Raw genomic sequence first — 25,139 nt, 5'->3', positions numbered from 1 at the left:
TTAAACCCAGCTATGATGAATACGCTAACTGGATTAGCCTTTGGACTCACGCTGTTGGCTAGTGGCTGTCAGTCAACATCGAGTGAACATCACCACCCCGATTCGCAGCATAAATCAATAATCGAAGGACCCGTCGCTGAACTGGAAAAGCAGGTGCTGGCTACCCACGATAGTTTGATGCCGCAGATGAGTGAACTGATCCGACTCAAAAAAGCTGTAACGCTCCATCTTGAGAAGACCACAGATGCAACAGACGCAAAACGAGGCATTGCGGTGACGGCTCAATTGGATAGTGCCGATCACTTAATGACCGATTGGATGCACGAGTACAATGGCGATACACTTAAACAGCTTGACCAGACCAGGGCGCTTGCTTATCTAAAGGCCGAACAGACGAAAGTTAATGCGCTACGCGATAAAATGCGAAAAAGCATTGCTGAAGCAACAAGCTATCTGGATTGACATAAAAGTTAATGGATAATGAATAATGTAAAATGGATAATGTGAAATGAATGGCGGGTAATGTTTTGATTTTCAGGGATTTGGTTGCCAATTAGTCATTATCCATTTTACATTATCCATTAGTTTAAATAACCTAAAATGATGACCTACTCATTTCTATTTTCGATTCTTGGCTGGCTATTGAGCTGGCTACCAGCTACCGAAACAGCGGTATCTAACCCCCAATTCGTGGGTGCCGTTCCCCGATTAACGACCGATGCCTCGGGCAATCCACTGCTCAGTTGGGCCGAAAAAGAGGGCGATAAAGGGAGCGCATTTTATTTCGCCCTATCGACGGATGGTGGGCAAACCTTCGGTCAGAAAGTTCGGGTAAAGGCCCCGGCCAATCTCTCGACTCATGCGGAAGGTATGCCAAAGATTGCGGCTAAAGAAGACGGTACATTGGTGGCCGTTTTCGAAGTGCCGAATCCCACGCCAGCGTCGCGCTTCGCGGGTGATTTGCTCTATGTTATGTCGTCCGACAAAGGCCAGACCTGGACTGAACCCAAGCCCGTTCATCAGGATGTGCGGCCTGGAACGAGCCATTCGTTCAGTGACATTACACGCCTGCCCAATGGTGAAATCGGTGTGGTTTTCCTGGACGAAAAATTAGCTGGTCAGGAAGGTCGCCCGGTTGTGTTTGCCCAGACGACGAAAGGAAAAGGATTTGGTGCCGCTGTGCTCGTCGATAATAATGCCTGTCAATGCTGCCGGACAAATGTATTTGTAGATGCAAAGAAACAGATTCACCTGACCTACCGCGATTTGTTACCAACGACCAAAACCAGTGAAATCGCTTCCCGTGATATGAGCACTGCTGTTTCGACGGATGGCGGTAAAACATTTAGCAAACCGCAAGTTGTGTTTGCCGATCATTGGCAGGTCAACGCGTGTCCGCATGCAGGGCCCGTCGTCGCGCAGGTGGGTAATGACATTCTGGCGACCTGGTTTTCGGGTAAGGAAGATGCTGCTGGACTACGGCTTGCCCGTTTCGGTTCTGACAAACTGGTGGCCAGTGTGTTATCAAATCGGGCGAAACACCCTCAGGTAGCGACCGTTGGTGGACGACTGGTGTGGGTTTGGGACGAGTCGATTTCCAAAGATGGTTCCAACGAAATGGGCTCGTTCGTGCAGCGAATTGGCATGCGGACCGTTGCTGGGGGAGCGGTTAGTCCAACCGTGTACCTTACGCCAGAATCGGTTGATGCTACCTACCCGGCTGTGTTGGGCACCAAAAATGGAACCCTGGTTGCCTATGAGCAGACGAAAGATAAGCAGAATACGGTTATTGTCGTGCGATTAATGGAGGCACTTTGATGGGTTAATACTGATTGTCCCGGTCGGGTGAGAAGCGTCTTCCTACACGCCCGACCGGGATGATTAGTACTACAAACAAAAATAGATAAAACCAAAACTCTCTAAAAAGGCTTTTTACCTAAAGCCGTACAGAATTCCGTCGGCTACTGAACGAACGGATGGAATCATCGACACTGGAACCGCATAAAGCCCGCCGGGGCGAAAAGACAACCCTTATTGGTATTGGTATCAATATTGGCCTGGTGCTGGTGAAAGGAATTGCCGGTTGGCTGGGTCATTCCTATGCCTTAATTGCCGACGCTATCGAGTCAGCCACAGATATTGTGACCTCCCTATTTGTTTGGGCGGGGCTACGGACGGCCTCAAAAGCCCCCGATCAAAACCATCCATACGGTCACGGCAAAGCCGAGCCCTTAGCGACTATCGTGGTTTCACTGGCACTGGTGGGAGCCGCTATTTTGATTGCGGTGCAAAGCATCCAGAAAATTCAGGTACCCCACGCTATTCCGGCACCGTTTACACTGGTCGTACTGGCGGGTGTGGTCATTGTGAAAGAGGTCTTGTTTCGACGTATAGAGAAAGTCGGTAATGAAGTGGAAAGCAGTGCGGTTAAAGCCGACGCCTGGCACCATCGCAGCGATGCTATCACCTCGCTAACGGCCTTTATCGGCATCAGTATTGCGCTTATTGGCGGCCCCGGTTACGAAAGTGCCGACGACTGGGCTGCACTGGTGGCTTCATGCTTTATCCTGTATAATGCCTATCATATTTTCCGCCCGTCGTTTGGTGAGCTGATGGACGAAACACCAGTGGGTGACTGGCAACAGGAACTGGAAACCATTGCCCTGACCGTGCCGAAAGTAACCGGCATTGATAAATACCGGGTTCGGAAAGCGGGCTTTGAGTATTTTATCGACTTACACGTAAAAGTACCGGGCCACTTAACCGTTAGTCAGGGGCACGAGATTGCCCACGCTGTGAAAGCGGCCATCCTGGAAGCCCGTCCTGCTGTTTATGATGTACTTGTACATATTGAACCGGCCTAGCTACAAAGGCCACTTAGCTTAGTCTAATCCAAATTCATGTTACTTTCGCTTTTGTTTTGAAGAGCCGCTATGCGAATTTTAATCGTTGAAGATGAGTGGGAGGTTGCTTCACTCATTAAAATTGGTTTGGAGGAGTACGATTTTGAGGCTGATATTGCGGGCAATGCAATGGAAGCGCAGAAGCAACTCGCTGAGCGCGACTACGACAGTGTAATACTGGACGTGAATCTGCCGGTAATCAATGGGTTTGACCTGTGTCGAATGATTCGGAATCGGTTTGAAACCCTGCCGATTCTGATGCTGACCGCTTTTGGCAGCACCGATAGTAAGGTGAATGGCTTTGAAGCCGGAGCCGACGATTATCTGGTAAAACCATTCGAGTTTCGTGAACTGGTAGCGCGTTTGCGGGCCCTAAACCGGCGCAGTAATGCAGCTACACCTGCCGAGGTAACGGTACTTAAACTAGCGGATCTGGAATTCAATTTGCACAGTAAGACCGTAAAACGGGGAAATCAGAAACTTACTCTAACGGCTCGTGAATTAGCTTTGCTTGAGTTTTTTATGAAAAATCAGGGCCGGGCCCTTACCCGAAACGAAATTACGGAGCACGTTTGGGATATAAATTTCGATACCGGGACCAACCTGGTAGATGTGTACGTCAACTACCTGCGCAAAAAAATAGACCGGGATTTTCCGCTTAAACTGATTCATACCATTAGCGGTATCGGCTACATTATGCGGGCTTCTGATGATTAACCAATGAAAATACGAGCTCGTCTTTCGCTTACGTTCGTAGGGGTGGTAGCAGCTATTTTGGTGCTGTTTTCGTTTGTTGTGTACGCTACATCCGAGTATTTTCGGCAACAGGATTTTTACCTCCAGTTAAGCGACAAAGCAAAAAACGTGGCCCGACTCCTGCTGGATGAAGATGAGATCAATACCCGCCTGCTTCGGATTATTGAACGAAATAACATCACGGCCCTGCCTGAAGAACAGATCAATGTCTATGATCAGAACAACCAGATACTGTATTCAACCCGCGATAGTTCGATCGTAAAACCCGAGGTACTAACGCTTATCCGTGAGAAAAAAGAGGTGTTTTTTCGAAAGCCTCAGGCCGAAATTGTTGGGTTTACGCACCAGCATCAGAACCAGGAATATGTACTGGTGGCCTCGGCTTACGATCAATATGGAATAGAAAAAATCGGCCATTTACGGACCATTATGATCGTGGGTCTGGTTTGTAGCCTGGCGTTAGTGGGTGCAGTTGGGTGGGCTTATGCAGGTCGGTCACTTCGGCCGATTTCCGATGTTGTTCGGCAGGTCGATCAGATTACCGCGTCGAACCTAAATCAGCGCGTAACCGCCGGTAATGACCATGATGAACTGGCTCAACTGGCTCACACGTTCAACCTAATGCTCGACCGGGTACAGGAGGCCTTCGAAGTGCAGCGAAACTTTGTCGCGAATGCGTCGCACGAACTGCGCACACCACTCACCATTATTACGGGGCAAATTGAAGTGACGTTGCTGAAACGACGAACGGTTGAAGAACACGAAGCCAAGTGGGCCGCAGCCCTGGAGGTCATCCAGCGGATGAATAAACTGACCAACAATCTGCTCGACTTGACGCTGGTGAGTTTTGGGGCTACTCCGTTGAAATTCAGTGAAGTATCTATCGATGAAATTATTTATCAGGCCGCTCAGATGCTCATGAACCGGCAGCCTGATTACTCAGTCGTTTTCTCGTTTGATGGCGATATGGATAATGTTCAACCCTCGTTAACACTGGAGGGAAACAAGTCGCTGTTGTACTCGGCTTTTTTTAACCTGATGGAAAATGGCTGTAAGTTTTCGGAGAAAAAACGGGTAGACGTTATTCTCGGTGCCAATGAACGCTGGGTAACAGTGGCGTTTAAAGATGAGGGGGTTGGTATTTTAGAGTCGGACATAAAAAGTATTTACGAACCGTTCTTTCGGGCCGAAAACGTCAAACGGGTGCACGGGCATGGCGTTGGCTTGCCGTTAACCTATCGAATTATTCAATTGCACCGGGGCCAAATTCATGTAGAGTCATCCGTTGGCAAGGGCACTACGTTCCTTGTTCGTCTGCCCAAGACGTTCTAATCGGTTTCTAATCAACTTCTAATGGGTCTCTCATTATCTTCTAACAGACCCTTAATTAAGCCTGTATAAATAGATACGAACTTTGTTGCGTGGAATTTCGAGTGGTGATCTAATCCGTTTCGAGTCATGAACAACAACGTCAACGTTACTACTAAATCCAGCAAGCTTATTAACTGGCTAACCGTCTGGGGCTTTATTTTTTCCGTTATCGCCTATAACCTCTACGTCGATAATCGCCTGAATCGAGACTGGTATCGTACTCAGTATAAGGCCGAAAGCCAGCGGGCCGACTCGTTATATACCGAGAAAGTTCGGTTAGAGAAACGGTTACGTCAAATTGAGGAAGCCAGAGAGGAAGGCATATCGGCACGGTAGAGCCCAATAGACTTCATCTATAGATGGAATCTTGGTGTTAATTGATATACAACCAGAAATTGACAATGAGTAACAGACAATCTATTTTTCAACCAATTGACTTCAGCAACCTCCAGGGCGACGTTCGGGGTGGTGCGATTTCATTTCTGGTAGCCGTTCCCTTGTGTCTGGGTATTGCGCTGGCATCTGGTGCGCCACTGTTTGCCGGTATTATTGCGGGTATTGTCGGCGGCCTTGTCGTTGGTATTGTTAGCCGATCGTCACTCAGTATTTCGGGGCCGGAAGCGGGACTGATTGTGGTTACCCTGAGTGCTATTGAAACACTGGGGTCGTTCCCCGCTTTTTTGCTGGCTACCTGTATAGCGGGGCTTATGCAGGTTGGTTTAGGCTTTGCGCGGGCCGGTATTGTGAGCAATTTTTTTCCATCGTCGGTTATTAAGGGAATGCTTGCCGGTATCGGTATTATTCTCATTGTGAAGCAATTACCGCATCTGGTGGGTTATGATGCCGATGCTGCCGAAGGATTTGCGCTTTTCCAGCCCGGCGGTTTCAACATCATTGAGCAGTTGAATATGGCCCTGGGGCAATTTAGTGGGGTCGCTATTCTGATTGCGCTGGCATCGTTATCCGTATTTTATTTGTGGGAGCGTCCTGCTTTTCGTAAACTATCCTTTACCAAAAATATACCGGCTGCGTTAGTCGTCGTGTTGTTGGGCATCGGTATCAATGAGCTCGTTCGTGTGGCGTTTCCGCAATGGGCACTGCGGGGTAATCATTTAGTGCAATTACCGGTTCCAGAAAGTCCACAGGCGTTTTTCCAACTATTTACTTTACCCGATTTTTCTCAGTGGACAAACCCATTGGTGTATACATCGGCAGTAGCTATTGCGCTGGTGGCAAGTCTGGAGGCACTATTAGCCATTGAAGCCAGCGATGAACTGGACCCTCTCAAACGAAAAACCCCGGCCAATCATGAATTAAAAGCGCAGGGCATTGGTAATCTGGTTAGCGGTCTGATTGGCGGTATTCCACTTACATCGGTTATTGTGCGGAGTTCCGTTAGTATCAACGCGGGTGCGCGGACTAAACTAGCCGCACTGATTCATGGGACCTTATTGCTGGTGTGTGTCGTAACACTACCTACGTTGCTAAACAAAATTCCATGGGCTAGCCTGGCCGCTATTCTGCTGGTAACGGGCTACAAACTGGCTCGAATAGAGATCGTTAAGGCTATGTATGCCGAGGGAGTATCTAAATTCATTCCCTTTATCGTGACCATTATCGCTATTCTACTGACCGATTTGCTGACCGGTATTGGTATAGGCATGGTTACGGGAATTGTCTTTATCCTGCATGAGCATTATCAGAATACCCACCGCGTCCGGACTGAGTGGGATAATAACGTGACGCGAATTCACGTGAGCTTAGGAGACCACGTGTCATTTTTGAGCAAGGCTAAACTGCTGAAATTACTGAAGAACGTTCCCGATAACTCGATTGTAGAAATTGATGGAACCGGCTCTTCCTATATTGATAGCGACGTGATTACAGCGATCGAAAACTTCGCTACGGCCGCCCGTCAGCGGAATATCCAGCTTGTTTTTTTACCGGGTCGTGTAGCTGATTCGTCGTTTGTCAGGCTATCGAAGGAGTTCACTAATCACTACCGGACTACCGGTTCACAGTTTCACTTACAGCCTTAGGTATCATAACTTCACCTGCACCGTCAGGTAAAACCCGCGGCCATCGGAGGGTAAAATGCCGGGGCCAGGATAACCCGTTGCCCGGCGGGTGAAGTAGGCCGTATTCGCCAGGTTGTTCAGGCTACCCTCTAACCGAAACCGACTGAACTGGTACGAAAGGCTGGCATCCAGGATAGTATAGGCCGGAATAAGCCCGAGCACTGCCGATACACCGCCTTCGGTTGCGTTGGTCGCGTCAGAAAACTGGTTGGACAGGTGTGTATACTGAAACGAGGCTTTCAGGTTTTTATAGCCTATCCGAATGCCACTTTTCAAGTTTACGTTTGGGACAAACTCCACCTGATTGCCCACGACTCCGGCAATTTCGCTGGCTTTGTAGGTTGAATGGATCAGGGCTACGTTGGCAAATAAAACCCCGCTCAGGTTTGGATTCGATGGATTCACTAGCCGAAGGAAATCACCTTCCGCATAGGATTCAATCCCCATGATAACTGCCTGGCCAATATTGCCCCGGCGACGGAGAACACGGTCGTTGGCATCGTAGAACTGGACTTCGCCAATCCGGTTATTGTAATTCAGATAAAACGCACTGACGTCGAAATTGTATAAGGTAGTCTGCGTGCTGCGGATACCGGCATCGAGCGAATACCCTTTTTCGTCCTGCATGTTAGGGTCAATCACCGACGATGGATTGGAAATACGCATATCAGTGAAGGTGATGGACCGGTAATTCTGAGAAAGATTCCCGTAAATGTCCAACTGGGCAACGGGTTTGTAGCTGATACCGATGCCACCGAGCAGAAACTGACGCCCGTTAGTGCGTAATTCAGTTGTACTGACCGAGTTAATGATGTTCCCCGCCAAATCGCGAGTTATCGTGCCATAAAAACCATCGGCTGTGGTTTTAATGTACTCGAATCGAACACCCGGCGTAATGGACAGTTTATCGCCGATGTAGAAAATGTTTTCGGCAAAGGCGGAGACGTTTCGGTTCGGGAATTGGTAGTCGTACGAAATGGCGTTGGCATCGCTGATGAAGTTGAAATCGGCGTCTTTGCCCGTACTGCCTAATCCCTGTACGCTATGGTTATAGCCATGATAATAGCGGCTACCCACCAGCAGTACCGCCTGTTGCTTCGCTACGGAATACCGCTTTAAATACCGGGCTTCGGCGCCATAATTCTGAAAGTCGCCTTTGATCAAATCACGCTCGCTGTTGTCATCGACGCTGGCCACCCGGTTGGGCCGGAACCCTAGTGAATAGCGGTACGCATACAAACCAAACACCCGCAGGTTAAACTCGTTATTCGCGTTGAACTTATGATCGAAATGCAGGGCGGGCATTGTCCAGTTCACCTTAAACCAGTTACGCTCCCGATTGCTTTGCCGTGGATCTTCGCGAAACATAGCATCCGTGAGGCCACCCGGTTGCTGGGCCAGGTAACTCATCTGAGTCAGATCGAAACCCAGGGTTGTTTTCTCCGAAAAATGGTAGTCGATATCGGCGAAGGCGGTGTAGTTGGTGAAGTGCGAATTGGGCCGCCAGCCATCGCCTTTTTTGTATTGAAAGAAGGTGTAGTAACTCAGTTTGCCAACCGTACCGCTGGCGCTGGTAAAGGCATTGTAAAACCCAAACGAGCCAATGGTTTGCCGAGCCGTTAACTCAAACTTGCGATCGGCTGCGGGCTTTTTCATGACAAAATTTAGCAAGCCACCAAACTGCGTGCCGTATTGAAGTGAAGCGGCTCCCCGGACGATCTGAATCCGGCCAACGGCTTCGATAGGGGGAGTGTAGTAGCTTTCGGGGTAACCTAATGCATCGGCACTGATATCGTAGCCATTCTGACGCACGTTAAAGTTAGAGCTTCGGTTGGGGTCCAGACCACGTCCGCCCACGCTGAGTTGCAGGCCTGCTCCTTCGTTTTCCCAGATGTTCAGACCGGCCACGCGGGCGTAAATCTGGCGGGCATTGTTCGTCGAGAGATTTGCGACTAGCTGTTCCGGGATAATCACTTCCGATTTCTTACCCTCGTAGATGCCCATGCTTTCCACACTTCGCATCCGGGTAAAGCCAAAATCCGACTGTTTATCGGTTACGGTCACTTCAGCCAGCGTTTCCTGCCGACTGGCTAGAAAAATGTTTACTGACTGATCGCGCCCAGCCAGGGTAATGGTCAACGTGGTGGCCTTGAAATCAGGCGAACTGGTATTGAGTACGTATTGGCCGTTAGCCAAATTTGTAAAACTAAATCGACCCAGACTGTCCGTTACAGCCTGCCGTTTTCCATCGTTTAGGTAGATGATACAGCCTTTCACGGCCACACTATCTTGTTTCCCCTTCACCGTTCCCGATAGCTGGTACTGGGCAAACGTGGTTTGGGAAAACAAGCAAAAGACAAAAAAACTAAAAACCGTAAATCGTATCATTGAAAGAAGTAATCCACTCTTTATTGCTAAATGAGTCTTGTTTGTTAGCGAGATTGATGGTCGGCTCCACGAGTGGTTTTCCTAACCGTCCGTTAAGCGCCACATAGGAATCCACATAGACCTCAGGGTTTTGAAAACCTTGCCGGGTATAATAATCCCGGAGTATATGAGCGTATTGCAGGAGCATGTCGGGCTGTGTCGACATCATTTTTTCCTGCAAAGGGGTCAGAAAATTCGAGTTGTTAACAATGGTTTGGTGCCCCAAATGATCTTTGACTGTGAACTGCGCATAGCCTGCTTTTTCCATTAGCATCACCCGCCATGAAAATCGATAGCCTTGCTCGGTCCAGAACAGTTCGCCGGGATACAGCAGGTAACGGAACGGAAACGCTAGTTGAATCGCAAAGAAAATCGCAAGAAGACATGGCAACACATTCGCTACAATTGGCTGATACACATAGAGTCGTTGTGGTCGTAGAAACGAGTAGGGGATGGCTAACCATGATCCTAATTGCTGACTAATTTTCTGGTGAAAACTGGCGGAGAAAAAGATCAGCGCCGTTACAATCATGATATACGGAAACATGCCAATAGGAAACAGCAGGGCCGTTAATCCATGAAAAACGACTACAGCTGCGTACGCCCAGGGGCGCGTTGGTCGGTTCCAGAGCAGCATGGGAATAAGCAGGTCGTACAGGCAACCGAACAGGCTGAACACGTAAGGAACCCAGGGGTAGTTAAATAAAAAACCGATAAGCGGAAGGTCATTATGGGCGGGCAGCCAAATACGTAGGGGTTGAGCGTTTATTAACCAATCGCTGTTCACTTTCGCCAGTCCGGCAAAAAAATACAATAGGGCAACAAACAGCCGTAAGGAATCGAGACACCAGGCTGGAATCTGGTCGGCCAGTAAATCGCGACGTCGGTAGGCATCGACTGAAAAGTACGCGTGGGCGGGTAAAAAAATCAGCAGGAAACAAACCATACTGGTAAAATAGTAGTGGTTCAGGTACGTGCTTTTGTCAATCAGTTCGATGTAGGTAAAGCTCAGAAACAGAATCACAATGGCCACCCGGTACATTAATCCGATAGCCACCAGTAACGCCGACAGGCCGCAAATTGCGAAGAGAACGTAGGTATAAGGTCCTAGTGGCTTAACATACTCGAACCCATAGAATGGAAAATAATAATGTGGGTTGATATAGAGTTCGGCAATCCAGCCCTTACTCCAGAAACGAACAATGCTCCCGAAGAGCATCAGTCCGAACAGAAGCCTAAAAACGGCCAAAGGGGCCGCTGAGGTGGTTTTGCGTAAATAGTGCTGCATCTTAATGCATGTCATTTAATAGTCATTCTTTGTCATTACTAGTCATGAATGGTAATCAACAGTTGTGGATAAGGAAACATGGACAACTGAATGACCATTCATGACTACCGAATGACAACGTATCTAGTCTCCGTCGTTATCGGTGTATGTAATCGTGATGCTCATTGCCGATGTCATATCTACTTTCAACATCCGAACGGCCTTCTGCATTTCGGTATAGACCGCAACGACAGCCGCATCATTCGTTTTGACCTCATCGGATAGGTTTGCTTTGAGCAGTGCAAGTTTCTGATTCACCAATTCGAATTGGGCATTTACTATATCGACCAGCGATTTGCCGGTTTGACTGTCTTTGGCGCCAATACCGTTGAGGTAGGTTTTAAGGCTTGGACCTTCCTGCCCAGTTTTCACGCTTTTGCCATTAAAGAAGTCGATAGAGGCCTGATGGGCCGTTTTTGCCAGCGCGAGTGATAGGTCCTTCTTGTAGTAAGCCTCCACTTTATCGGGAGAGACAGTACCATTGGTCATGGCCCCTGATGGAATCCCAACTTTCCCCGACCGGATGTATCGCTCATAGTTCAGTACGTAGCCATTGATCAGTTTTGAGGTTGAGCAACTGGCGTTCAGGGCGGTACAGTTGATGAATGTATCCCGGTAGCCACCCGTGGTCCAGGCGGTATAAACCGTTGTAAACTGCGCATTCATCTGGGTCGTGAGCCGTTTCAGATAGGCAATTCGCTTAGCAGCATCCGTTGCCGTTGTATACCGGGCTACTAGTGCGTCGTCAGTTACCTCCAAGCCATTGATGAGATAATCTAAAGCTGGAAACCCCTGTTTGGGGTACGATGCTGGTACATCAAACGTACCTGAACCAGCCGCTACGTATTCTTCGATACCGGTAACGCTGGTTGGGTAAATATTGAAAAAGTTTCGGAGCGTGTACTGCTCTGCCGGACCAACGTCAAACAGTTCAACCTTCTGCCATTCGGTATACGCATCGACCCAGGCTTGCCGAAAATCGGTCAGGGAAGCTTTATCAGGCTTGGCCGCAAACGCATCCGATTTGGTAACCATCGCATCGAATTTTGTTTTGAAGTTTGCGTAGCTGGGCACGATAATGTTGTCCGCTATATTTGTCAGCATCGCTTTACGATCACTGCTGGCCTGATCGGTTGGTGTTGTGGGAGTAGGCGTGGGATCATTGCTACTACCGCCTGAGCAGGCCCAAAGCACAGCGACAAACGTGCAGGCAAACCCAATTTGTTTCCACTTAACTTGTTCCATGAGGTAAAATAAGGACAGAGTGGTACGTCAAGTACCACTCTGTGCGTTGAATTAGATTATAATGATTCTGTTGAAATGTGGGGCAATAAATTGATACCAAAAGAGACCCTGGAATCAACAGAACCAGCCCTAAGTCAGTTTATGGTAAATTGAATTTCGTTTTAATCGCGCTAGAAGCCGCGTCAATCTTGGCATTTGTTAATCCCCAAAATCCGTTTGGTGCTGAGTAGATCAGGTTGGTCAAAATACCATCAGAGAAGGCTGCATCGGCATTGTTTAGTTTAGCATACCGCAAGCTATAGATAAAACCAAGCCCCTCGCCCATGGCGTGTGCCCGAGCGGCATCCGTAGTGCCCGACTTCCATTTACTCAGATAGCCTAAGGCAGCCCCAGAAATAGCTTTTTCCATGGCTTTGTGAATGAAGGTTGCCTGCTCTTTCAGGGTTTTTAGATCATTATTCACAATAGCCGCCCGGCCTGTCAGCAATGCTTTATGAATCTTCGGAAAATCCTCCTGGTTGTATTCCCACAGATATGAACCAATAAAACTTTCGCCCGATGAGGTCGTTGTCGCTTTGCCGCCGTAGACTGGGTTTGCGGTGATGATACCGAAAATTTCATCCCAGTTTTGTTCGAGCAGCGTATAGTTTTTACCCGCTACCAGGGTGCTATTATCGAGCGCGAGATTCTTGTCGCTCAGCAGGACGTTTCCGATGTAATCGACCTGAAACGCACCAATAAGACCCTTTTGGATAATCTGGCCATATTCAATGCCTTTTTCATCAACCAGGTAGGTGCCTAGTTTACCTGCTTTCCCTTCCGAAGCTGTAGCTGATACGGATTTGCTGACTGTAGCAATAGCTGTAAACCCTGCTTCAATGGTTTGCCGTTCTTTTTCGGCATCGGCTGCTGCCAGTGATGATGCCGTTACGTTGCGTAATTGAATTCCCGACGAGTTGAGTGCTGAGTTAGCTGTACCCGAAAATGGGCTGCTCGTGTTCGAAAACATATTTTTCAAAACTGTAGCGTCCAGCGTTGCCCCTGTTCCCACTGCGGTACCATTGTAGGTATTGATCGCCCGAAACATGGCCAGCCGCGTACTTCCTGTTGTTAGGTCAACTGTTTTAGCCCCATTATTATCGACAAAGAAGTTAGCGTAGGTCGTGGTATCGGTCAGTTTGGCGTAGTCAATGGTTTTGCGAAGTTGAGGAGTAACCGTTGTGGGGTTCTCTTCGTCCTTACAGGCGGATAAACTGGCTACCAGTAAAACAAAAGGCGTGAGCCGAACTAGTAAACTTGAGGTAAGCATATATAAGCTGGTTTGATCGAGGCATTTATCGGCCACAAAGGTAAAGCCTATTTAGACTAATTATAAAACTATTCTTAAGATTTGTTCTAAATAATATTTTAAGTATCTGATTGATAGGGAATTATTTAGGAAGAAATTTAGTTTGTATACATCACTGGATTAGTAAATAACGGATTATTTATATCGTATACTTGAAATTTTTACGACAAAAAATCGTTAAAAAAATGTTAAATTGATTGACCTATATTGGTTGATTATGTGATAAATCAGTAAATTTATCTCCTGCTAATCTCCACAGTATTCTGGTTTCTTCGCTTACTCAACTGATATAAAAGGCAGCCATTCCAACGGTTTTAGTAGATACCGGGTCACTAGTTTATCCCATAGTACACCGTAGTCAGTCGGTGCCAATGCTTTTTCTTTATCCGCCGTTAACCTTAATAAATGCTGAATTGTCATGGCTTTTCATCCCATAAATGACTTCAGGTTACCGTTATCGACTCCTCCTACTGTTTGGATCGTTGATGACGACGAAGATGATCAACTATTTATCCGTTCTGCCTTTAAAGAGACCCATAAGCCTATCCGGGTGCATGCGCTAACGGATGGCGATCAACTGCTCCCGCAACTAACTGACTGTGAGGAGTTGCCTTCACTGATTTTGTTAGACATCAACATGAATCGTCAGGATGGATTTGAGACATTAAATCAAATTCGGAATACGCCCGGTTTTGCTCATTTGCCGGTTGTCATGTTGACCACCTCGACGGATGCTTCCGACTGTCGGCGGAGTTTGGCCTTAGGGGCTAATCAATGCCTGACCAAACCCACCAGCTACAGACAACTGGTTAGCCTGGTTAAGGAATTAACCAGCGATTGGGAATTGGCGTGATTGCATCACCCTAAATTTTTCATACCTCGTCTGAACCAACTTCACCCGGTATCAGATTCTGTAGGTATGTCTTCACTACTACGTTTAGAACTCAACACACCCATTAGTGACGATCGCCCGGTATTTGTATCGGGCAATTTTTGCGATTGGCTACCCGACTTGCCTCAGTTTCAGATGCAGGCTATCGGGCCTGGTCAGTTTGTGTATGAATTTCCGAAGGGCATGGCGCTGCCAAAAACGCTGGAATACAAATACACCCGTGGCGGATGGGATCATGTTGAGTTAAGTGCATCGGGGGAGTCGGTCGGAAACCGGACGGTATCGCGGTCGGTGAACTCAAAACGCGAGTATGTACCGCATTGGCGTTGGTTCGGGATGCCATTCAATCCGGCATTTCTGCCCAAAATCGAACTGCTTGGCGATACATTTAAGGTCCCTAAACTCGTTCAGACCCGCCGGGTTCATGTGCTTCTCCCACATGATTATGATCAGACCAGGCCGGGTGAGGCACCCAAACGGTATCCCGTATTGTATTTGCACGATGGCCAGAATTTGTTTGGTGGGGGTGTGGGCTACGGCAGTTGGGAAATAGACCAGAAAATGGCCTTGCTGGCCTCCCGAAACCACCATGAAGTCATCCTGGTGTCTATTGATCACGGGCACGACGAACGCATTCGGGAGTTTACGTTTCACCGGACCCGCGCCGGTACCGGCAGGGGCCAGTACTACCTGGACTTCATTCACCAGACCCTTAAACCCATTGTTGATCGAAGTTTTCGGACGTTGCCCGATGCGGCTCATACGGGTATTGGCGGGAGTTCGCTGGGCGGGTTAATCAGTATTTATGCCGGTCTCCTGCATCCCGAAGTGTTTGGTCGACTGATGGTCTTTTCTCCCTCGCTCTGGATTTCGCCCAAAATTTATTTTGATGCCATTCGTTTTGAGGCACCCGTGCCCATGAAAATCTACGTGTATGGCGGAGAGCAGGAGTCGCGCTACATGGTTCCTAATATTCAGCGTTTTAACGAGTCATTGTCCCGCCAGCAGTACGGTGGTAATCCAATTGATATTCACCTCTCTGTTGACCCAACCGGAACACACCAGGAAACCCACTGGGGCCGTGAATTCCCGAAAGCGGTGGAGTGGCTGTTTTATTGATATTCATGCGTTTGATGTTCGGAGTTTGTAGTTTGATGTGTAATGCACTGCAATAAACATCAAACTACAAACTCCGAACATCAAACTGCTTTTAAACATGTTTTATGAACATTATCCTAACTACACAACCCGCCACCACTGGCGATTTAATTATTCCGGTTGAACAAACCGCTGAGCTTACTGATCAATTAGCCAGTCTTGCCCAAAAACTGACTCTGTCTGCTGCTGTTCTACAACGCGATTTTAAGGCCGATGCCAAAGAAGTACTGATTCTGTACAGACAGGACGGGAGTAAAATATATCTTCTTGGGATAGGGGATAAGCCACAGGAAATGGACTGGTTGCGGGCGTTTCGAAAATTGATTTTCGATCATAAAACCAAACTGCCGGAGCAACTTAGCATTGATCTGTCCGCAGTTGATGCTGATGTCGTTGAGGCTGTGGTACTTGGGGTTCGATGGGGTGGGTATGATCTCAAGCTCTACCAGACCGATAAACCTACTCCCCCTGTCTTCTTCTCCGAGGCTGGTCAGTTAGCGCTGTTCATAAATCCTAATCAGCAGACTGTTGCGCAGGAAGCACTAACTCGTGCTGAAGCCATTGCCCAAACTCAGCGGCAAATCCTGGACTTGATGAATGCGCCTGCCAACTATAAAATTCCCCAAACGCTGGCCGATTGGGCTGTTTCCTCCGGAGAGGAAAACAACTATGCTGTAACCATACTCGATAAAGCCGAACTGGAAAAGCAGAAACTGGGGGCCTTGCTGAGTGTGAGTCAGGGAAGTGATGTACCACCCGTATTGATTGTGACTGAGTATAAGCCAAAAGGCGTTACGAATGCATTGAAAGTGGGTTTAGTAGGCAAAGGCGTGACCTTCGATACGGGGGGCGTGTCCATTAAAACTTCGGCTAGTATGCACCTCATGAAAAGCGACATGGGGGGAGCTGCGGCCGTGTTAGGGACGGTAGAAGTAGCGGCTAAACTAAAACTGCCAATTCACGTAATCGGCATTGTGCCGGCAACCGAAAACTCAACCGATGGGCGTTCAACCAAACCCGGTGATGTGGTGACAGCCTATAACGGCAAAACGATTGAAGTCATAGATACCGATGCCGAAGGGCGCGTTATTCTGGCCGACGGATTAGGGTATATGGTGAAGAACTTCCAACCCGATATACTAATTGATCTGGCCACCCTGACAGGTAATGTTATTGCGGCTTTGGGCTATCACGCGGCTGGTTTATTTACGCAGAATGATGAGTTAGCCAATAAGCTGACCGAAGCCTCGAATCAAACAGGGGAGCGACTTTGGCGGTTACCTGTTTGGGATGTGTACCGCGAGGATATAAAGTCGGATGTGGCCGATCTGAAAAATTATAGCGGGAAGCCAGTAGCGGGCGCCATCAGTGCGGCTAAGTTTCTGGAAGTCTTTACCGAAAATCATCCCGCCTGGGCGCACCTCGACATTGCCGGAATGGCCTTTGCGGATACTGAATTTGGTTCGCAGAAAAATGCAACAGGATTTGGTATTCGGCTATTAATAGCGTATTTACGGGCATTAATTTTAGAAACTCGGTAAGAAAAGTTCGTCGTTTGGTCTTTTGGCCGTATATTTTTCGTCAACATTAACGAGTACGTTGTATGAGCCAGTTGTCTTTTTTGTGCATTGCCACCTTTCTGAAGGGGCACGATTTCATGAAAGCCTGCAAAGAGTTGGGCAATACCGTCTATCTGCTAACAGATCAGAAACTTGCCAACGAATCCTGGCCGCGCGAGGCTATCGACGAATTCTTCTTTTTACCCTCTCCCAGCAACGCTCCCGAGGATCTGGAGCAGATGATCGTGGGGTTGGCTCATGCCATGCGCTCGCGTAGGATTGATCGCGTAGTGGCACTAGATGACTTCGATGTAGAGAAAGGCGCACTCATTCGGGAGACGTTTCGTATTGACGGTATGGGGCAGACAACGGCTCGCTACTTCCGCGATAAGCTGGCCATGCGTACCCGTGCGTTTGCCGCTGGTATTCGCGTACCTGCTTTTAGTTCTCTTTTTCATGACGAAACGGTAACCGCTTTTTTGCAAACAACCGAATCGCCCTGGCTGATTAAACCGCGTTCCGAAGCCTCAGCAACGGGTATTCGGAAAGTGCATTCGCTGGAAGAAGCCTGGTCCGCTATTCATTTGCTGGGCGACAAACGACATCATTATCTGATCGAAGAATTTAAGCCAGGTAAAGTTTACCATGTAGACGCATTGTCGGTCGATGGCAAGGCGGTTTTTACGCGGGTAAGCCAATACTTGGCAACACCTATGGAAGTTGCGCATGGGGGAGGGGTATTCCGTACCGGAACACTGCCGCTTGGTACACCCGAATCAGCGGCTCTACAACAGATAAATGACCAGGTGTTAGAGGCCTTTGGCATGCGATACAGTGCGTCGCACTCGGAGTACATTCGGGGTGATCACGATGGGGAATTATATTTTCTGGAAACGGCCTCTCGGGTGGGCGGTGCCCACATTGCCGAGATGGTTGAAGCGGCATCGGGCGTAAATCTTTGGCGTGAGTGGGCCAAACTGGAAGTGGCCGTTGCGCATAAAGAACATTATATACCACCCGTTGATACCGGTCATTACGCCGGATTGATTGTATCGCTCGCCCGTCAGCAATGGCCTGACTTATCGGTTTTTACCGAGCCTGAGATCTTCTGGCGGATCAACCGGGAATACCACGTTGGGTTAATCGTAAACTCCGAAAGTCGGGAGCGCGTCCTGACCCTGCTGGATGAGTACATGCACCGGATCTATGCCGAGTTTCACGCATCGGCCCCACTGCCTGATAAACCAACCAGTTGACTGTAATGTGGACATCTTGTCCGCATAGCCGAAGGCTAAAAATGGCAATTAAAACTGAGCCTTCAGCTATACGGACAAGATGTCCACGTTACTAATTCCTCAACGTATCCTTTTTGGCTTTTCCAACTGGCACCGATACACCGAATGCCCGTGGGTCGCTGGGGGGAAGAGTTTTTCGTTTTTTATTGTTCTGAACGGGTGGCAATGGGTTTGTTGGCGTTTGCGCCGTCATACCACCACCCGATATCGGCGTGTCGACACCCGGAATGGCGACCTGCTTTTGTACAGGTTCCTGAGTAACGGTTTTAGTCGAATCGTTTTGGGCGAAACAAAGAGAGCCAGTCAAGCTGGCAGCGAAGAAAAACAGGAGCGTACGCATACGAAAAGATCAGTTGTTGAGTAAGCAGATGCCAACTAAATTATTGGTAATCTGGTATCCTATCAACTCTCGTTCATGCGTAAAGTTTTGAGCTAATCCTACAATTCATCAACCCGCACAAACTGATAGCCTTTCTGGCGGAGTTGAGTCAGAAACTCGTCCAGATGATCATAAAGTTTATCCGTTCGGCTGGAGGCTGTACCGATGTGCATCAGTAACATAAATCCGTTCAGGCCAGCCGCATTTTTTGCTTCATAGGCCCGAACTGACTGTAGAATTGTCTCACTGGTTCGGTAGTTTCGGTCTTCGGGCGTTGTGTAATCAGCATGACTCAGTGTACCGGGGGTGTAATTGATCAATTGAATTCCTTCGGCCTTCGTCCAGACCGCAATGCTATCATTATACCATTCGTAAGGTGGCAAAAACAGGCGGATGCGCTCAGTAGTGAAATGAGCCAGAGCCGCGTAGTTTGCCCGCAGGTCTGTCACAAACTGCTCCTGACTAACGAGCAGGCTGTCGCGCTTCCGCCAGTCGCAGTATAACAGATGCTGATCGGAGTGAGGACCGATGTAATGGCCTTCCCGGGCTAATTGCTGGATTAACTGCCTAAACGCCGGATTTCGCAGAAAACGGCCCGTCAGAAAAAACGAAGCCCGAACGCCGTGCTTCCGCAACGTTCGGGCTATTGTTGATCCGCCATCGGCAAACTCATCGCCGGTAAAAACTAGAGCCAGTCGCTTGAGGGCTGTATCGCCCCGAATTTTAGCGCCTTTGAAATAGGTTGACTTTGAGTCGATTACCTGGGCCTGACTGGGCTTTTTAAGTGGCTTGCGTGCTTGTTTAGGTATCGTGACTTTGCCGGAGGACTTTCGGTTTTCGGCTTGTTTGGCGGCTAGTAGATAAATGAGAGTTGCGGTACCATCCATGGTGGGCTCATTGGTGCTGTAGTCGCCGTAATCGTCGTGATAAACGGCTACTCTGCTTTGGAAGGCCGCGTACTCATCGGGCTGATACAAGGTAATGCCAATCAGGTTTCCATAAATGCTGCCCCGTACAGGCCCATCTACCAGACCGCCGTCAATAGGATATTGCTTAAGGTGTGTAAAGGCCGAATGTGGGTCTGCGGGAGTATCGGCGTTGGCAGGTAGACCATAGACGAAACTCGTTCCCCAGGGATTACAACCGAATAACCAATCGAAATTAGCCTGTTCGAGGGCTTCATATTGCCTGTCGCGGGTGAGTTGCCGATACCAGAAGCATTGCGTAGCAAATGAGGTTGTGAGGTTATTGCTGCACCAGGTAAAGGGAACACCCCGGTAAAATGCATTCTGTTTTGCCCGTTGCCAGATGATATCGATGCCTCGTTTGTAGAAATCCGTAACCGTTTTTCGTTGGTTGGTGGGTAGTTTTTTTGCCAGCTCTGCATGACCGACGTTCACAAACGGATACCACTGATAATGGCGGGCCGTATCGTTTAAAATCCAGGGTGTAACCGGTTCTTGCCGCGCAAAATCCAATGCTGTTGTTTGCCATTTTGTAGCTAGCTTGCCCGTTACCCCGGCTGCATTGAGTTGCTCAACGGTGGCCAGTTCCATATCGTCCGTGTAATTGTCTTCTTCATAGAAATATGGTGCCCGGCCGGGAGCTGTCTGACAATTACCCGGTTTATCCAGCCCGAGTTTATAGGCCGATTGCGACCGTTGCCAGAGTTTTTTGGCATAGTCAGGCTGGCTGTTTCGTAACAGCTGAAACCCTAAGGCCATGGCGCTGCTCACTTTCCCAGCCGTAGAAGCCACGCCCGTTGCCCGGTTTTTGTATCTGAACATGCCCTGTGGCTGACCCGAAGCGAAGTAAACCGGGCGTTCGAGACCTTTCCCGTAAAAATTATCCTCTTTTGGGATGCGCATCCCTGCATGGTCACGGTCGTCGCCGAGCTGATTGAAGAGCCAATCTTCTCTGGGGTGCATTTTTAGTAACCAATCCAGACCCCATTGCGCTTCGTCCAGCACATCGGGCTGCCCATTGGCTCCAATTAATCCATTTGCCTGATGCTGATCGGTAAAGGCTGTTGGGAAGTCGCGCTGAGCTGCGAGCAAATGGTAGGTGGCATTAGCAGAGGTTGTTACATACTGCAAATAATCCGATGCATCATGCCAGCCGCCCGATACATCCACATGCGTACTGTCGGGCATGGGGCCGTAGAGGGAATAGCCGTCATGAGTATGGCAGGAGTCTTTCAAATAGGGATTGTACCCACTTCGCTGCTGACGCATATACCGTAAACAGAAGTCAGCCGCCCCATCATACACCTGTTCATCGATTCGAAAACTGGGTGACCGGGTACCATCCTCCGTTTGAAGGTAATAGCGACCAGGTTTTCGGATGGTCGAAAAATCGAGCCGGTAGGTTTGCTGAAAGGGGCCATACCCACCAAACGCTTTACCTGCCGGTAACTGCTGGATTTTTTGATTCGTCTGTTCATCAACGAGTTGAAAATGAGAAAGTTGTTTGTCGGTCAGACTAGCCCAGACGGCTATTTTAGGGCTGTTGGGCCGGTAGCCAAGCAGGTTAATCCGAATAACGGCTGGTGGTTCTTCGGTGTGGCTGATAAATGCGATTAGGCTGGCCAATAAAACGGTAGATAGAAGAAGGCGAACCGGCATAGTGGGTTGTGGGTTTTGGTGGTGGTAGAGACAAGGCATGCCTTGTCTCTACGTTTGTTATGACGTTACGTCTGGTTCGTTAAAAAATCGATCCTTATCCCAGTTTTCAGGATTTGATTCTATATAATCATTGATGCGTTGGTATTCACCGTCATTGCGAATAATATGATCATGAAAACGCCCCTGCCACCCGAAATCCAAACCCAGTCGATGGGCATGTTTGGTAACCGCTGATTTGTATGATCCGATAATAGATGAAACCGAATTTTTACCCTGATTTTGAAAGCGTTGTTGGGATGGTAATTGGGTGGATGGCGGTGGGATCGGTAGAGACAAGGCATGCCTTGTCTCTACAACGTTCGGAATGATTGGATTTTCATTCAATATCAATATTCCATGTACGTGATTAGGCATGACGACAAACGATCCCAATTCGATCTGTTGGGCATGACGCCGTATTTCATGCCAAAATACATCGGCCAAAATTCCTATATTCGACAAGTGCATGTTGCCCTCTTGAATGCTGCCAAAATAATGCTGGCGTTGAGCAGTACATATCGTAATAAAATATGCCCCTGCCCAACTATAATTCCACCAGGCCGCCCGCGCCGATGCCACGCGGTATTTGTTTTGAAACCTGTCCATTTATATCTTTTTCAATAAACCCATCATCATTTCCTCAAAATAGGCGCCATTATAGGGGCCAAACCAGTTCATGTCGCGGGTTTCATAGGTTGATCGATTGTAATAGGCATCGGGGGTGACATAGCCGATGTAGCCACCATCGAAACTGGTAATCATTAAGTTAACGCCTTTTTGAGTTGCCAGCGGGTTGAAGTCGGCCACGAACTCACCCGAAAAATCGCAGGGGGTGCCCAGTAGTACAGTTTGGCCAATACGCAAGGCTTTCAGGTCGGATGGATAATCGCCGTAGATGGCGTAGAACAGCCAGGGTCGTACCCGCCAATTGCCAATGACACGCGGGTGCGGTTCGCGCAGACCCAGCGGCAGGGTGAGAATGGATAAGGTACTATCAGTTTTTGTCTGGATTTGGGGCACGGCTCGTTCGATACGCAGGGCCAGATCGCCTGCATAATTTCTGATTTCCTGGAAGTCGGTTTTACCCCGTGCCTGTGGACCTGTGCTGCCAACGGCTCCCGCCATAAAGACGGCAAAATCGGCCGATTTCTTCTCTAACCGATCGACCAGCGAGCCCGGATAATCGCGGCTGAGGTAGTTCCACATAGCGTCCTCATAGAGGGTGGCATGACCGGCAAATGTGCAGAGCAAGGCCGATTCGCCTGAGTTTTTCTTTAGCTTCAATAGCCGGATCATCCCGTCGAGCGGTCGTGTTGGGCCCGAGTTCCCAATCCGGTTGTAGATGTGATCAGTGGCATCCGTCTGGCCAAAGCCAACCTCCACGGGAGCCATATTCGTTTGTGCATCCCGAATGGCTTGTAGAATGCCGTCGGTAATACGGGGCACTATTTTCTCATCGTACCCTCCCGCAATTAACTGACCGACTAAACCGGGGGCCCATCCACCGATGCTGTTGTGCGAGTGAATGGCTCCGGTATACACATTCTCCCAACGAAGCCCAACTTCCGGCAGCCGTTTCCTGAGCGCTTCCACTACCGTTGGGGGGGTAATGAGTAAGTCTAAACCAATCATAGCGACTTTGGTACTGCCATTATCCAGTACAATGGCTCGTGCAAAAATGGAATCGGCAACTATGTGCCAATGTTTACCACGCCGGGCTCCATAGCCACCCGTGGGCGTACTGTAAGGGGGCGTAATATTGGCTTTGGCCCAGCCAGCCCGTAGTGGTGCTTTCCCTTTTACTGGAGAGGGAAGTTGTTCCAACCGTTGCTTGGTTTGGGTATAATAAGGCATTTGCTGGTAGGGCGTTTCATCGACCGGGGCCAGACTAACTGCCAGAAACAGCACGATAAATACGACAAGCCCTAACAGGACTTTGAGAAGAATACGGATGAATTTCATATAGGGTCGCCTTTGGGTGCGAATTCAACCGCAAGCAACAAAAAAAGAGACGGATGAGAAAGGGGGAATTGGTAGAAGTAGTCAAATGGTTCTCTCCCGGTCGGTACTACACGCAATGACTACTCTGACAAAAAAAGGCACCGGAGAAAATCCCCGATGCCTTCCGTCACCCTACCGGTTTCCCGGCCTCCCTATATTATATGTTTATTACAGGAATGGAGCTGCAATAGCTAATACCTGCGCTTTGGTCAATGGTTCATCAAACGCTCCGCGTAAGTTGTCTTCTGAAATAGCGGATACATTTGGAAGCGTTTTTAAATTAACGGTTCCCTGCATGAACGTAGTGTTCGTGGTGTCAGAAACCCAGCCTTTCAGACCCAGCATCCGACGAACTTCCGACGCGTGCCGGGCTTCAACGGAGTGAATTTGTAAGGCTACTGCCAAAATAGATTTATCGTTAATAAGTGCAGGAGCCTGTCCTTTATACGCCTGGACCCCCGTATCTTCTAGGGCACGTGCTGTAGCTAAAAATGTAGGATAGCTTGTAAATGTTCCAGCCGGAAACTTAAAGGTTGGTTTGGCTATCGCAAGTGCGCCTAAGGCACTTTTCAACAGCGCTACGTGCGCTGTTTCATGTTTGCTAATCTGCGAAATAACGGTTGTATCAGTAGAAGGTATCAGGCCAGATGTAGCCAGGCCGGTACGATAAAACTCGTCTTCCAGGTATTCCAGTGTCAGCGCAAAATTAGCCACATCGATAGCCGCTTGCGAAGGCGGTGTCGTTGTCTGAGCCAGTGCTTTATTCAACGTACCGGCCACAATAGCTGGTATGCCCGCTGCAATCAGATTGGAGCTAAATTTGAGTAGGTTCCGGCGCGAATAAAAGCTGTGCCGATCACTAAATTCGGGATCAACCTGCTCAATATCAGAGATTAATTTGAATAAATTCATAGCGTTGTGTCAGGTTTATTTGGGCAGATTGGTGGCAGTGATGGTCGTTTTTACGTACTTCTGAGCGATGGGTAATACCGTTGCCGGTGGATTAGACACATCGAGACCCGTAGCCGGAGCTACCACATCATCGCCAGCAAAATCAGCCGACTTCGGATTGAGCAGATCCCGGATAGCGGCTGCATGACGGGCTTCAACCGATACAATCTTCCCGGCAACTGCCAGGTAGTCTGGATTTGTAATCAGTGGGCCAGCACCATTATAAGCGGATACCCCCAGATCTTCAAATGCTTTCGCCGTGTTCAAAACACTGGATCGATCCGTGAACGTGATCGAAGCAAAGTTGGGCGTTAGGCCTGCAATGGCATTGGTGCCTAAGGCTGCTTTCAGGAATTCGCGGTGAACAATTTCATGATCGCGGATATCCGTTAGGAGGGTTTTCTCCGCATCGGTCATGCCACTGTAGGGAGTTGCAATTACCTGTGTATAAAAAGCGGCTTCTAGTTGTTCCAGCGCGTAAGCGTAGTTCAAAATCCCAATGTCGCCCGTGCCTAAATCCACAGGAGCCATTACTGTAGTTGGGTTTTCTTCGCCCTCTTTACACGAGGCCAAAATCGCTCCCCCGGCGGCAAAAGCTCCAGCATAACGCAAAAATAACCGTCGGCCTACCCGAACCGGCTCTAATTGGCCTGGTAACATAGTCAGACCTGATTCATTTTGTTGCTCTTTCATAACGGACTAATTAATTGTAGCAAATGCTTCCCATTTTTCAGGGGACTCGATACACTTACGACTACAGATGAAATTTGGATTTTAGTAGTAATA

General features: G+C 48.6%; 21 protein-coding genes. 11 read left to right on the top strand and 10 right to left on the bottom strand.

Annotation, left to right across the window (positions count from 1 at the left end; translation table 11 throughout):
- Positions 1-12: 12 nt before the first annotated feature.
- From ACYVGO_RS13680 to ACYVGO_RS13650, 7 genes are all read left to right on the top strand, one after another.
- A complete protein-coding gene (locus ACYVGO_RS13680; protein ID WP_142771046.1) occupies positions 13-462 on the top strand; it encodes a hypothetical protein in 450 nt (149 codons plus the stop codon).
- A 138-nt stretch (positions 463-600) separates the two neighbouring features.
- Positions 601-1,818 (top strand): sialidase family protein, encoded by a 1,218-nt coding sequence (locus ACYVGO_RS13675; RefSeq protein ID WP_460969731.1) that lies wholly within the window; start codon positions 601-603, stop codon positions 1,816-1,818.
- Positions 1,819-1,976: 158 nt separating this feature from the next.
- Complete coding sequence (locus ACYVGO_RS13670) at positions 1,977-2,864, top strand: cation diffusion facilitator family transporter (protein WP_142771048.1); 888 nt, start codon at positions 1,977-1,979, stop codon at positions 2,862-2,864.
- Between the two features lie 69 nt (positions 2,865-2,933).
- Positions 2,934-3,620: a response regulator transcription factor gene (locus tag ACYVGO_RS13665; protein ID WP_460969730.1), complete on the top strand. Its 687-nt coding sequence runs from the start codon at positions 2,934-2,936 to the stop codon at positions 3,618-3,620.
- Positions 3,621-3,623: 3 nt separating this feature from the next.
- On the top strand, positions 3,624-4,991 hold the full coding sequence (locus ACYVGO_RS13660) for a HAMP domain-containing sensor histidine kinase (RefSeq protein ID WP_142771050.1): 1,368 nt from the start codon (positions 3,624-3,626) through the stop codon (positions 4,989-4,991).
- 126 nt (positions 4,992-5,117) lie between these two features.
- Positions 5,118-5,366: a hypothetical protein gene (locus ACYVGO_RS13655; RefSeq protein ID WP_142771051.1), complete on the top strand. Its 249-nt coding sequence runs from the start codon at positions 5,118-5,120 to the stop codon at positions 5,364-5,366.
- 65 nt (positions 5,367-5,431) lie between these two features.
- A complete protein-coding gene (locus ACYVGO_RS13650) occupies positions 5,432-7,069 on the top strand; it encodes a SulP family inorganic anion transporter (protein WP_460969729.1) in 1,638 nt (545 codons plus the stop codon).
- Between the two features lie 3 nt (positions 7,070-7,072).
- On the opposite strand, the gene ACYVGO_RS13645 is transcribed toward ACYVGO_RS13650, so the two are convergent.
- The 4 genes from ACYVGO_RS13645 to ACYVGO_RS13630 all read right to left on the bottom strand — a co-directional run bounded on the left by ACYVGO_RS13645 (position 7,073) and on the right by ACYVGO_RS13630 (position 13,416).
- On the bottom strand, positions 7,073-9,496 hold the full coding sequence (locus ACYVGO_RS13645) for a TonB-dependent receptor domain-containing protein (RefSeq protein ID WP_460969728.1): 2,424 nt from the start codon (positions 9,494-9,496) through the stop codon (positions 7,073-7,075).
- Positions 9,474-10,823, bottom strand: a complete 1,350-nt coding sequence (locus ACYVGO_RS13640; protein WP_460969727.1) for an HTTM domain-containing protein — start codon at positions 10,821-10,823, stop codon at positions 9,474-9,476. Before ACYVGO_RS13640 ends, ACYVGO_RS13645 begins: the two co-directional genes overlap by 23 nt.
- Before the next feature lie 123 nt (positions 10,824-10,946).
- On the bottom strand, positions 10,947-12,107 hold the full coding sequence (locus tag ACYVGO_RS13635) for an imelysin family protein (protein ID WP_460969726.1): 1,161 nt from the start codon (positions 12,105-12,107) through the stop codon (positions 10,947-10,949).
- 139 nt (positions 12,108-12,246) lie between these two features.
- On the bottom strand, positions 12,247-13,416 hold the full coding sequence (locus tag ACYVGO_RS13630; RefSeq protein WP_460969725.1) for a DUF4856 domain-containing protein: 1,170 nt from the start codon (positions 13,414-13,416) through the stop codon (positions 12,247-12,249).
- Between the two features lie 457 nt (positions 13,417-13,873).
- On the opposite strand from ACYVGO_RS13630, the gene ACYVGO_RS13625 reads away from it, so the two are divergent.
- The 4 genes from ACYVGO_RS13625 (at position 13,874) to ACYVGO_RS13610 (ending at position 18,320) form a co-directional block, all read left to right on the top strand.
- Positions 13,874-14,308, top strand: a complete 435-nt coding sequence (locus ACYVGO_RS13625) for a response regulator (protein WP_142771057.1) — start codon at positions 13,874-13,876, stop codon at positions 14,306-14,308.
- A 66-nt stretch (positions 14,309-14,374) separates the two neighbouring features.
- Positions 14,375-15,466, top strand: a complete 1,092-nt coding sequence (locus tag ACYVGO_RS13620) for an alpha/beta hydrolase (RefSeq protein WP_460969724.1) — start codon at positions 14,375-14,377, stop codon at positions 15,464-15,466.
- 104 nt (positions 15,467-15,570) lie between these two features.
- Positions 15,571-17,046: a leucyl aminopeptidase family protein gene (locus tag ACYVGO_RS13615; RefSeq protein WP_460969723.1), complete on the top strand. Its 1,476-nt coding sequence runs from the start codon at positions 15,571-15,573 to the stop codon at positions 17,044-17,046.
- A gap of 62 nt (positions 17,047-17,108) precedes the next feature.
- Positions 17,109-18,320 carry an ATP-grasp domain-containing protein gene (locus ACYVGO_RS13610; protein WP_460969722.1) on the top strand — a complete coding sequence of 404 codons (1,212 nt, stop codon included), beginning with the start codon at positions 17,109-17,111 and terminating at the stop codon, positions 18,318-18,320.
- A 91-nt stretch (positions 18,321-18,411) separates the two neighbouring features.
- Here the strand turns inward: ACYVGO_RS13610 and ACYVGO_RS13605 are convergent, their stop codons facing one another.
- The 6 genes from ACYVGO_RS13605 to ACYVGO_RS13580 all read right to left on the bottom strand — a co-directional run bounded on the left by ACYVGO_RS13605 (position 18,412) and on the right by ACYVGO_RS13580 (position 25,046).
- The gene (locus tag ACYVGO_RS13605) at positions 18,412-18,699 is read right to left on the bottom strand and encodes a hypothetical protein (protein WP_142771061.1); all 288 of its coding nucleotides are present in this window, start codon (positions 18,697-18,699) and stop codon (positions 18,412-18,414) included.
- 98 nt (positions 18,700-18,797) lie between these two features.
- The gene (locus ACYVGO_RS13600; protein ID WP_460969721.1) at positions 18,798-21,362 is read right to left on the bottom strand and encodes a glycoside hydrolase family 9 protein; all 2,565 of its coding nucleotides are present in this window, start codon (positions 21,360-21,362) and stop codon (positions 18,798-18,800) included.
- Between the two features lie 57 nt (positions 21,363-21,419).
- On the bottom strand, positions 21,420-22,007 hold the full coding sequence (locus ACYVGO_RS13595) for a transposase (protein WP_460969720.1): 588 nt from the start codon (positions 22,005-22,007) through the stop codon (positions 21,420-21,422).
- Positions 22,008-23,363, bottom strand: coding sequence for a neutral/alkaline non-lysosomal ceramidase N-terminal domain-containing protein (locus ACYVGO_RS13590; RefSeq protein ID WP_460969719.1), 1,356 nt, complete (start codon positions 23,361-23,363; stop codon positions 22,008-22,010).
- Positions 23,364-23,570: 207 nt separating this feature from the next.
- Positions 23,571-24,314 carry a ferritin-like domain-containing protein gene (locus ACYVGO_RS13585; protein WP_460969718.1) on the bottom strand — a complete coding sequence of 248 codons (744 nt, stop codon included), beginning with the start codon at positions 24,312-24,314 and terminating at the stop codon, positions 23,571-23,573.
- 15 nt (positions 24,315-24,329) lie between these two features.
- Positions 24,330-25,046, bottom strand: coding sequence for a ferritin-like domain-containing protein (locus ACYVGO_RS13580; RefSeq protein WP_142771066.1), 717 nt, complete (start codon positions 25,044-25,046; stop codon positions 24,330-24,332).
- Positions 25,047-25,139: the final 93 nt, after the last annotated feature.

The sequence above is a fragment of the Spirosoma migulaei genome, assembly GCF_054776855.1.
This window is presented reverse-complemented; position numbering and strand designations above follow the sequence as displayed.

Bases quoted from the DNA above. Each gene is read 5' to 3' on its own strand.
- ACYVGO_RS13605 (WP_142771061.1), bottom strand. From the start codon at position 18,699: ATGCGTACGCTCCTGTTTTTCTTCGCTGCCAGCTTGACTGGCTCTCTT.
- ACYVGO_RS13635 (WP_460969726.1), bottom strand. From the start codon at position 12,107: ATGGAACAAGTTAAGTGGAAACAAATTGGGTTTGCCTGCACGTTTGTC.
- ACYVGO_RS13630 (WP_460969725.1), bottom strand. From the start codon at position 13,416: ATGCTTACCTCAAGTTTACTAGTTCGGCTCACGCCTTTTGTTTTACTG.
- ACYVGO_RS13645 (WP_460969728.1), bottom strand. From the start codon at position 9,496: ATGATACGATTTACGGTTTTTAGTTTTTTTGTCTTTTGCTTGTTTTCC.
- ACYVGO_RS13680 (WP_142771046.1), top strand. From the start codon at position 13: ATGATGAATACGCTAACTGGATTAGCCTTTGGACTCACGCTGTTGGCT.
- ACYVGO_RS13640 (WP_460969727.1), bottom strand. From the start codon at position 10,823: ATGCAGCACTATTTACGCAAAACCACCTCAGCGGCCCCTTTGGCCGTT.
- ACYVGO_RS13615 (WP_460969723.1), top strand. From the start codon at position 15,571: ATGAACATTATCCTAACTACACAACCCGCCACCACTGGCGATTTAATT.
- ACYVGO_RS13590 (WP_460969719.1), bottom strand. From the start codon at position 23,363: ATGAAATTCATCCGTATTCTTCTCAAAGTCCTGTTAGGGCTTGTCGTA.
- ACYVGO_RS13580 (WP_142771066.1), bottom strand. From the start codon at position 25,046: ATGAAAGAGCAACAAAATGAATCAGGTCTGACTATGTTACCAGGCCAA.
- ACYVGO_RS13595 (WP_460969720.1), bottom strand. From the start codon at position 22,007: ATGGACAGGTTTCAAAACAAATACCGCGTGGCATCGGCGCGGGCGGCC.
- ACYVGO_RS13655 (WP_142771051.1), top strand. From the start codon at position 5,118: ATGAACAACAACGTCAACGTTACTACTAAATCCAGCAAGCTTATTAAC.
- ACYVGO_RS13625 (WP_142771057.1), top strand. From the start codon at position 13,874: ATGGCTTTTCATCCCATAAATGACTTCAGGTTACCGTTATCGACTCCT.
- ACYVGO_RS13610 (WP_460969722.1), top strand. From the start codon at position 17,109: ATGAGCCAGTTGTCTTTTTTGTGCATTGCCACCTTTCTGAAGGGGCAC.
- ACYVGO_RS13650 (WP_460969729.1), top strand. From the start codon at position 5,432: ATGAGTAACAGACAATCTATTTTTCAACCAATTGACTTCAGCAACCTC.
- ACYVGO_RS13585 (WP_460969718.1), bottom strand. From the start codon at position 24,314: ATGAATTTATTCAAATTAATCTCTGATATTGAGCAGGTTGATCCCGAA.
- ACYVGO_RS13620 (WP_460969724.1), top strand. From the start codon at position 14,375: ATGTCTTCACTACTACGTTTAGAACTCAACACACCCATTAGTGACGAT.
- ACYVGO_RS13665 (WP_460969730.1), top strand. From the start codon at position 2,934: ATGCGAATTTTAATCGTTGAAGATGAGTGGGAGGTTGCTTCACTCATT.
- ACYVGO_RS13600 (WP_460969721.1), bottom strand. From the start codon at position 21,362: ATGCCGGTTCGCCTTCTTCTATCTACCGTTTTATTGGCCAGCCTAATC.
- ACYVGO_RS13670 (WP_142771048.1), top strand. From the start codon at position 1,977: ATGGAATCATCGACACTGGAACCGCATAAAGCCCGCCGGGGCGAAAAG.
- ACYVGO_RS13675 (WP_460969731.1), top strand. From the start codon at position 601: ATGATGACCTACTCATTTCTATTTTCGATTCTTGGCTGGCTATTGAGC.
- ACYVGO_RS13660 (WP_142771050.1), top strand. From the start codon at position 3,624: ATGAAAATACGAGCTCGTCTTTCGCTTACGTTCGTAGGGGTGGTAGCA.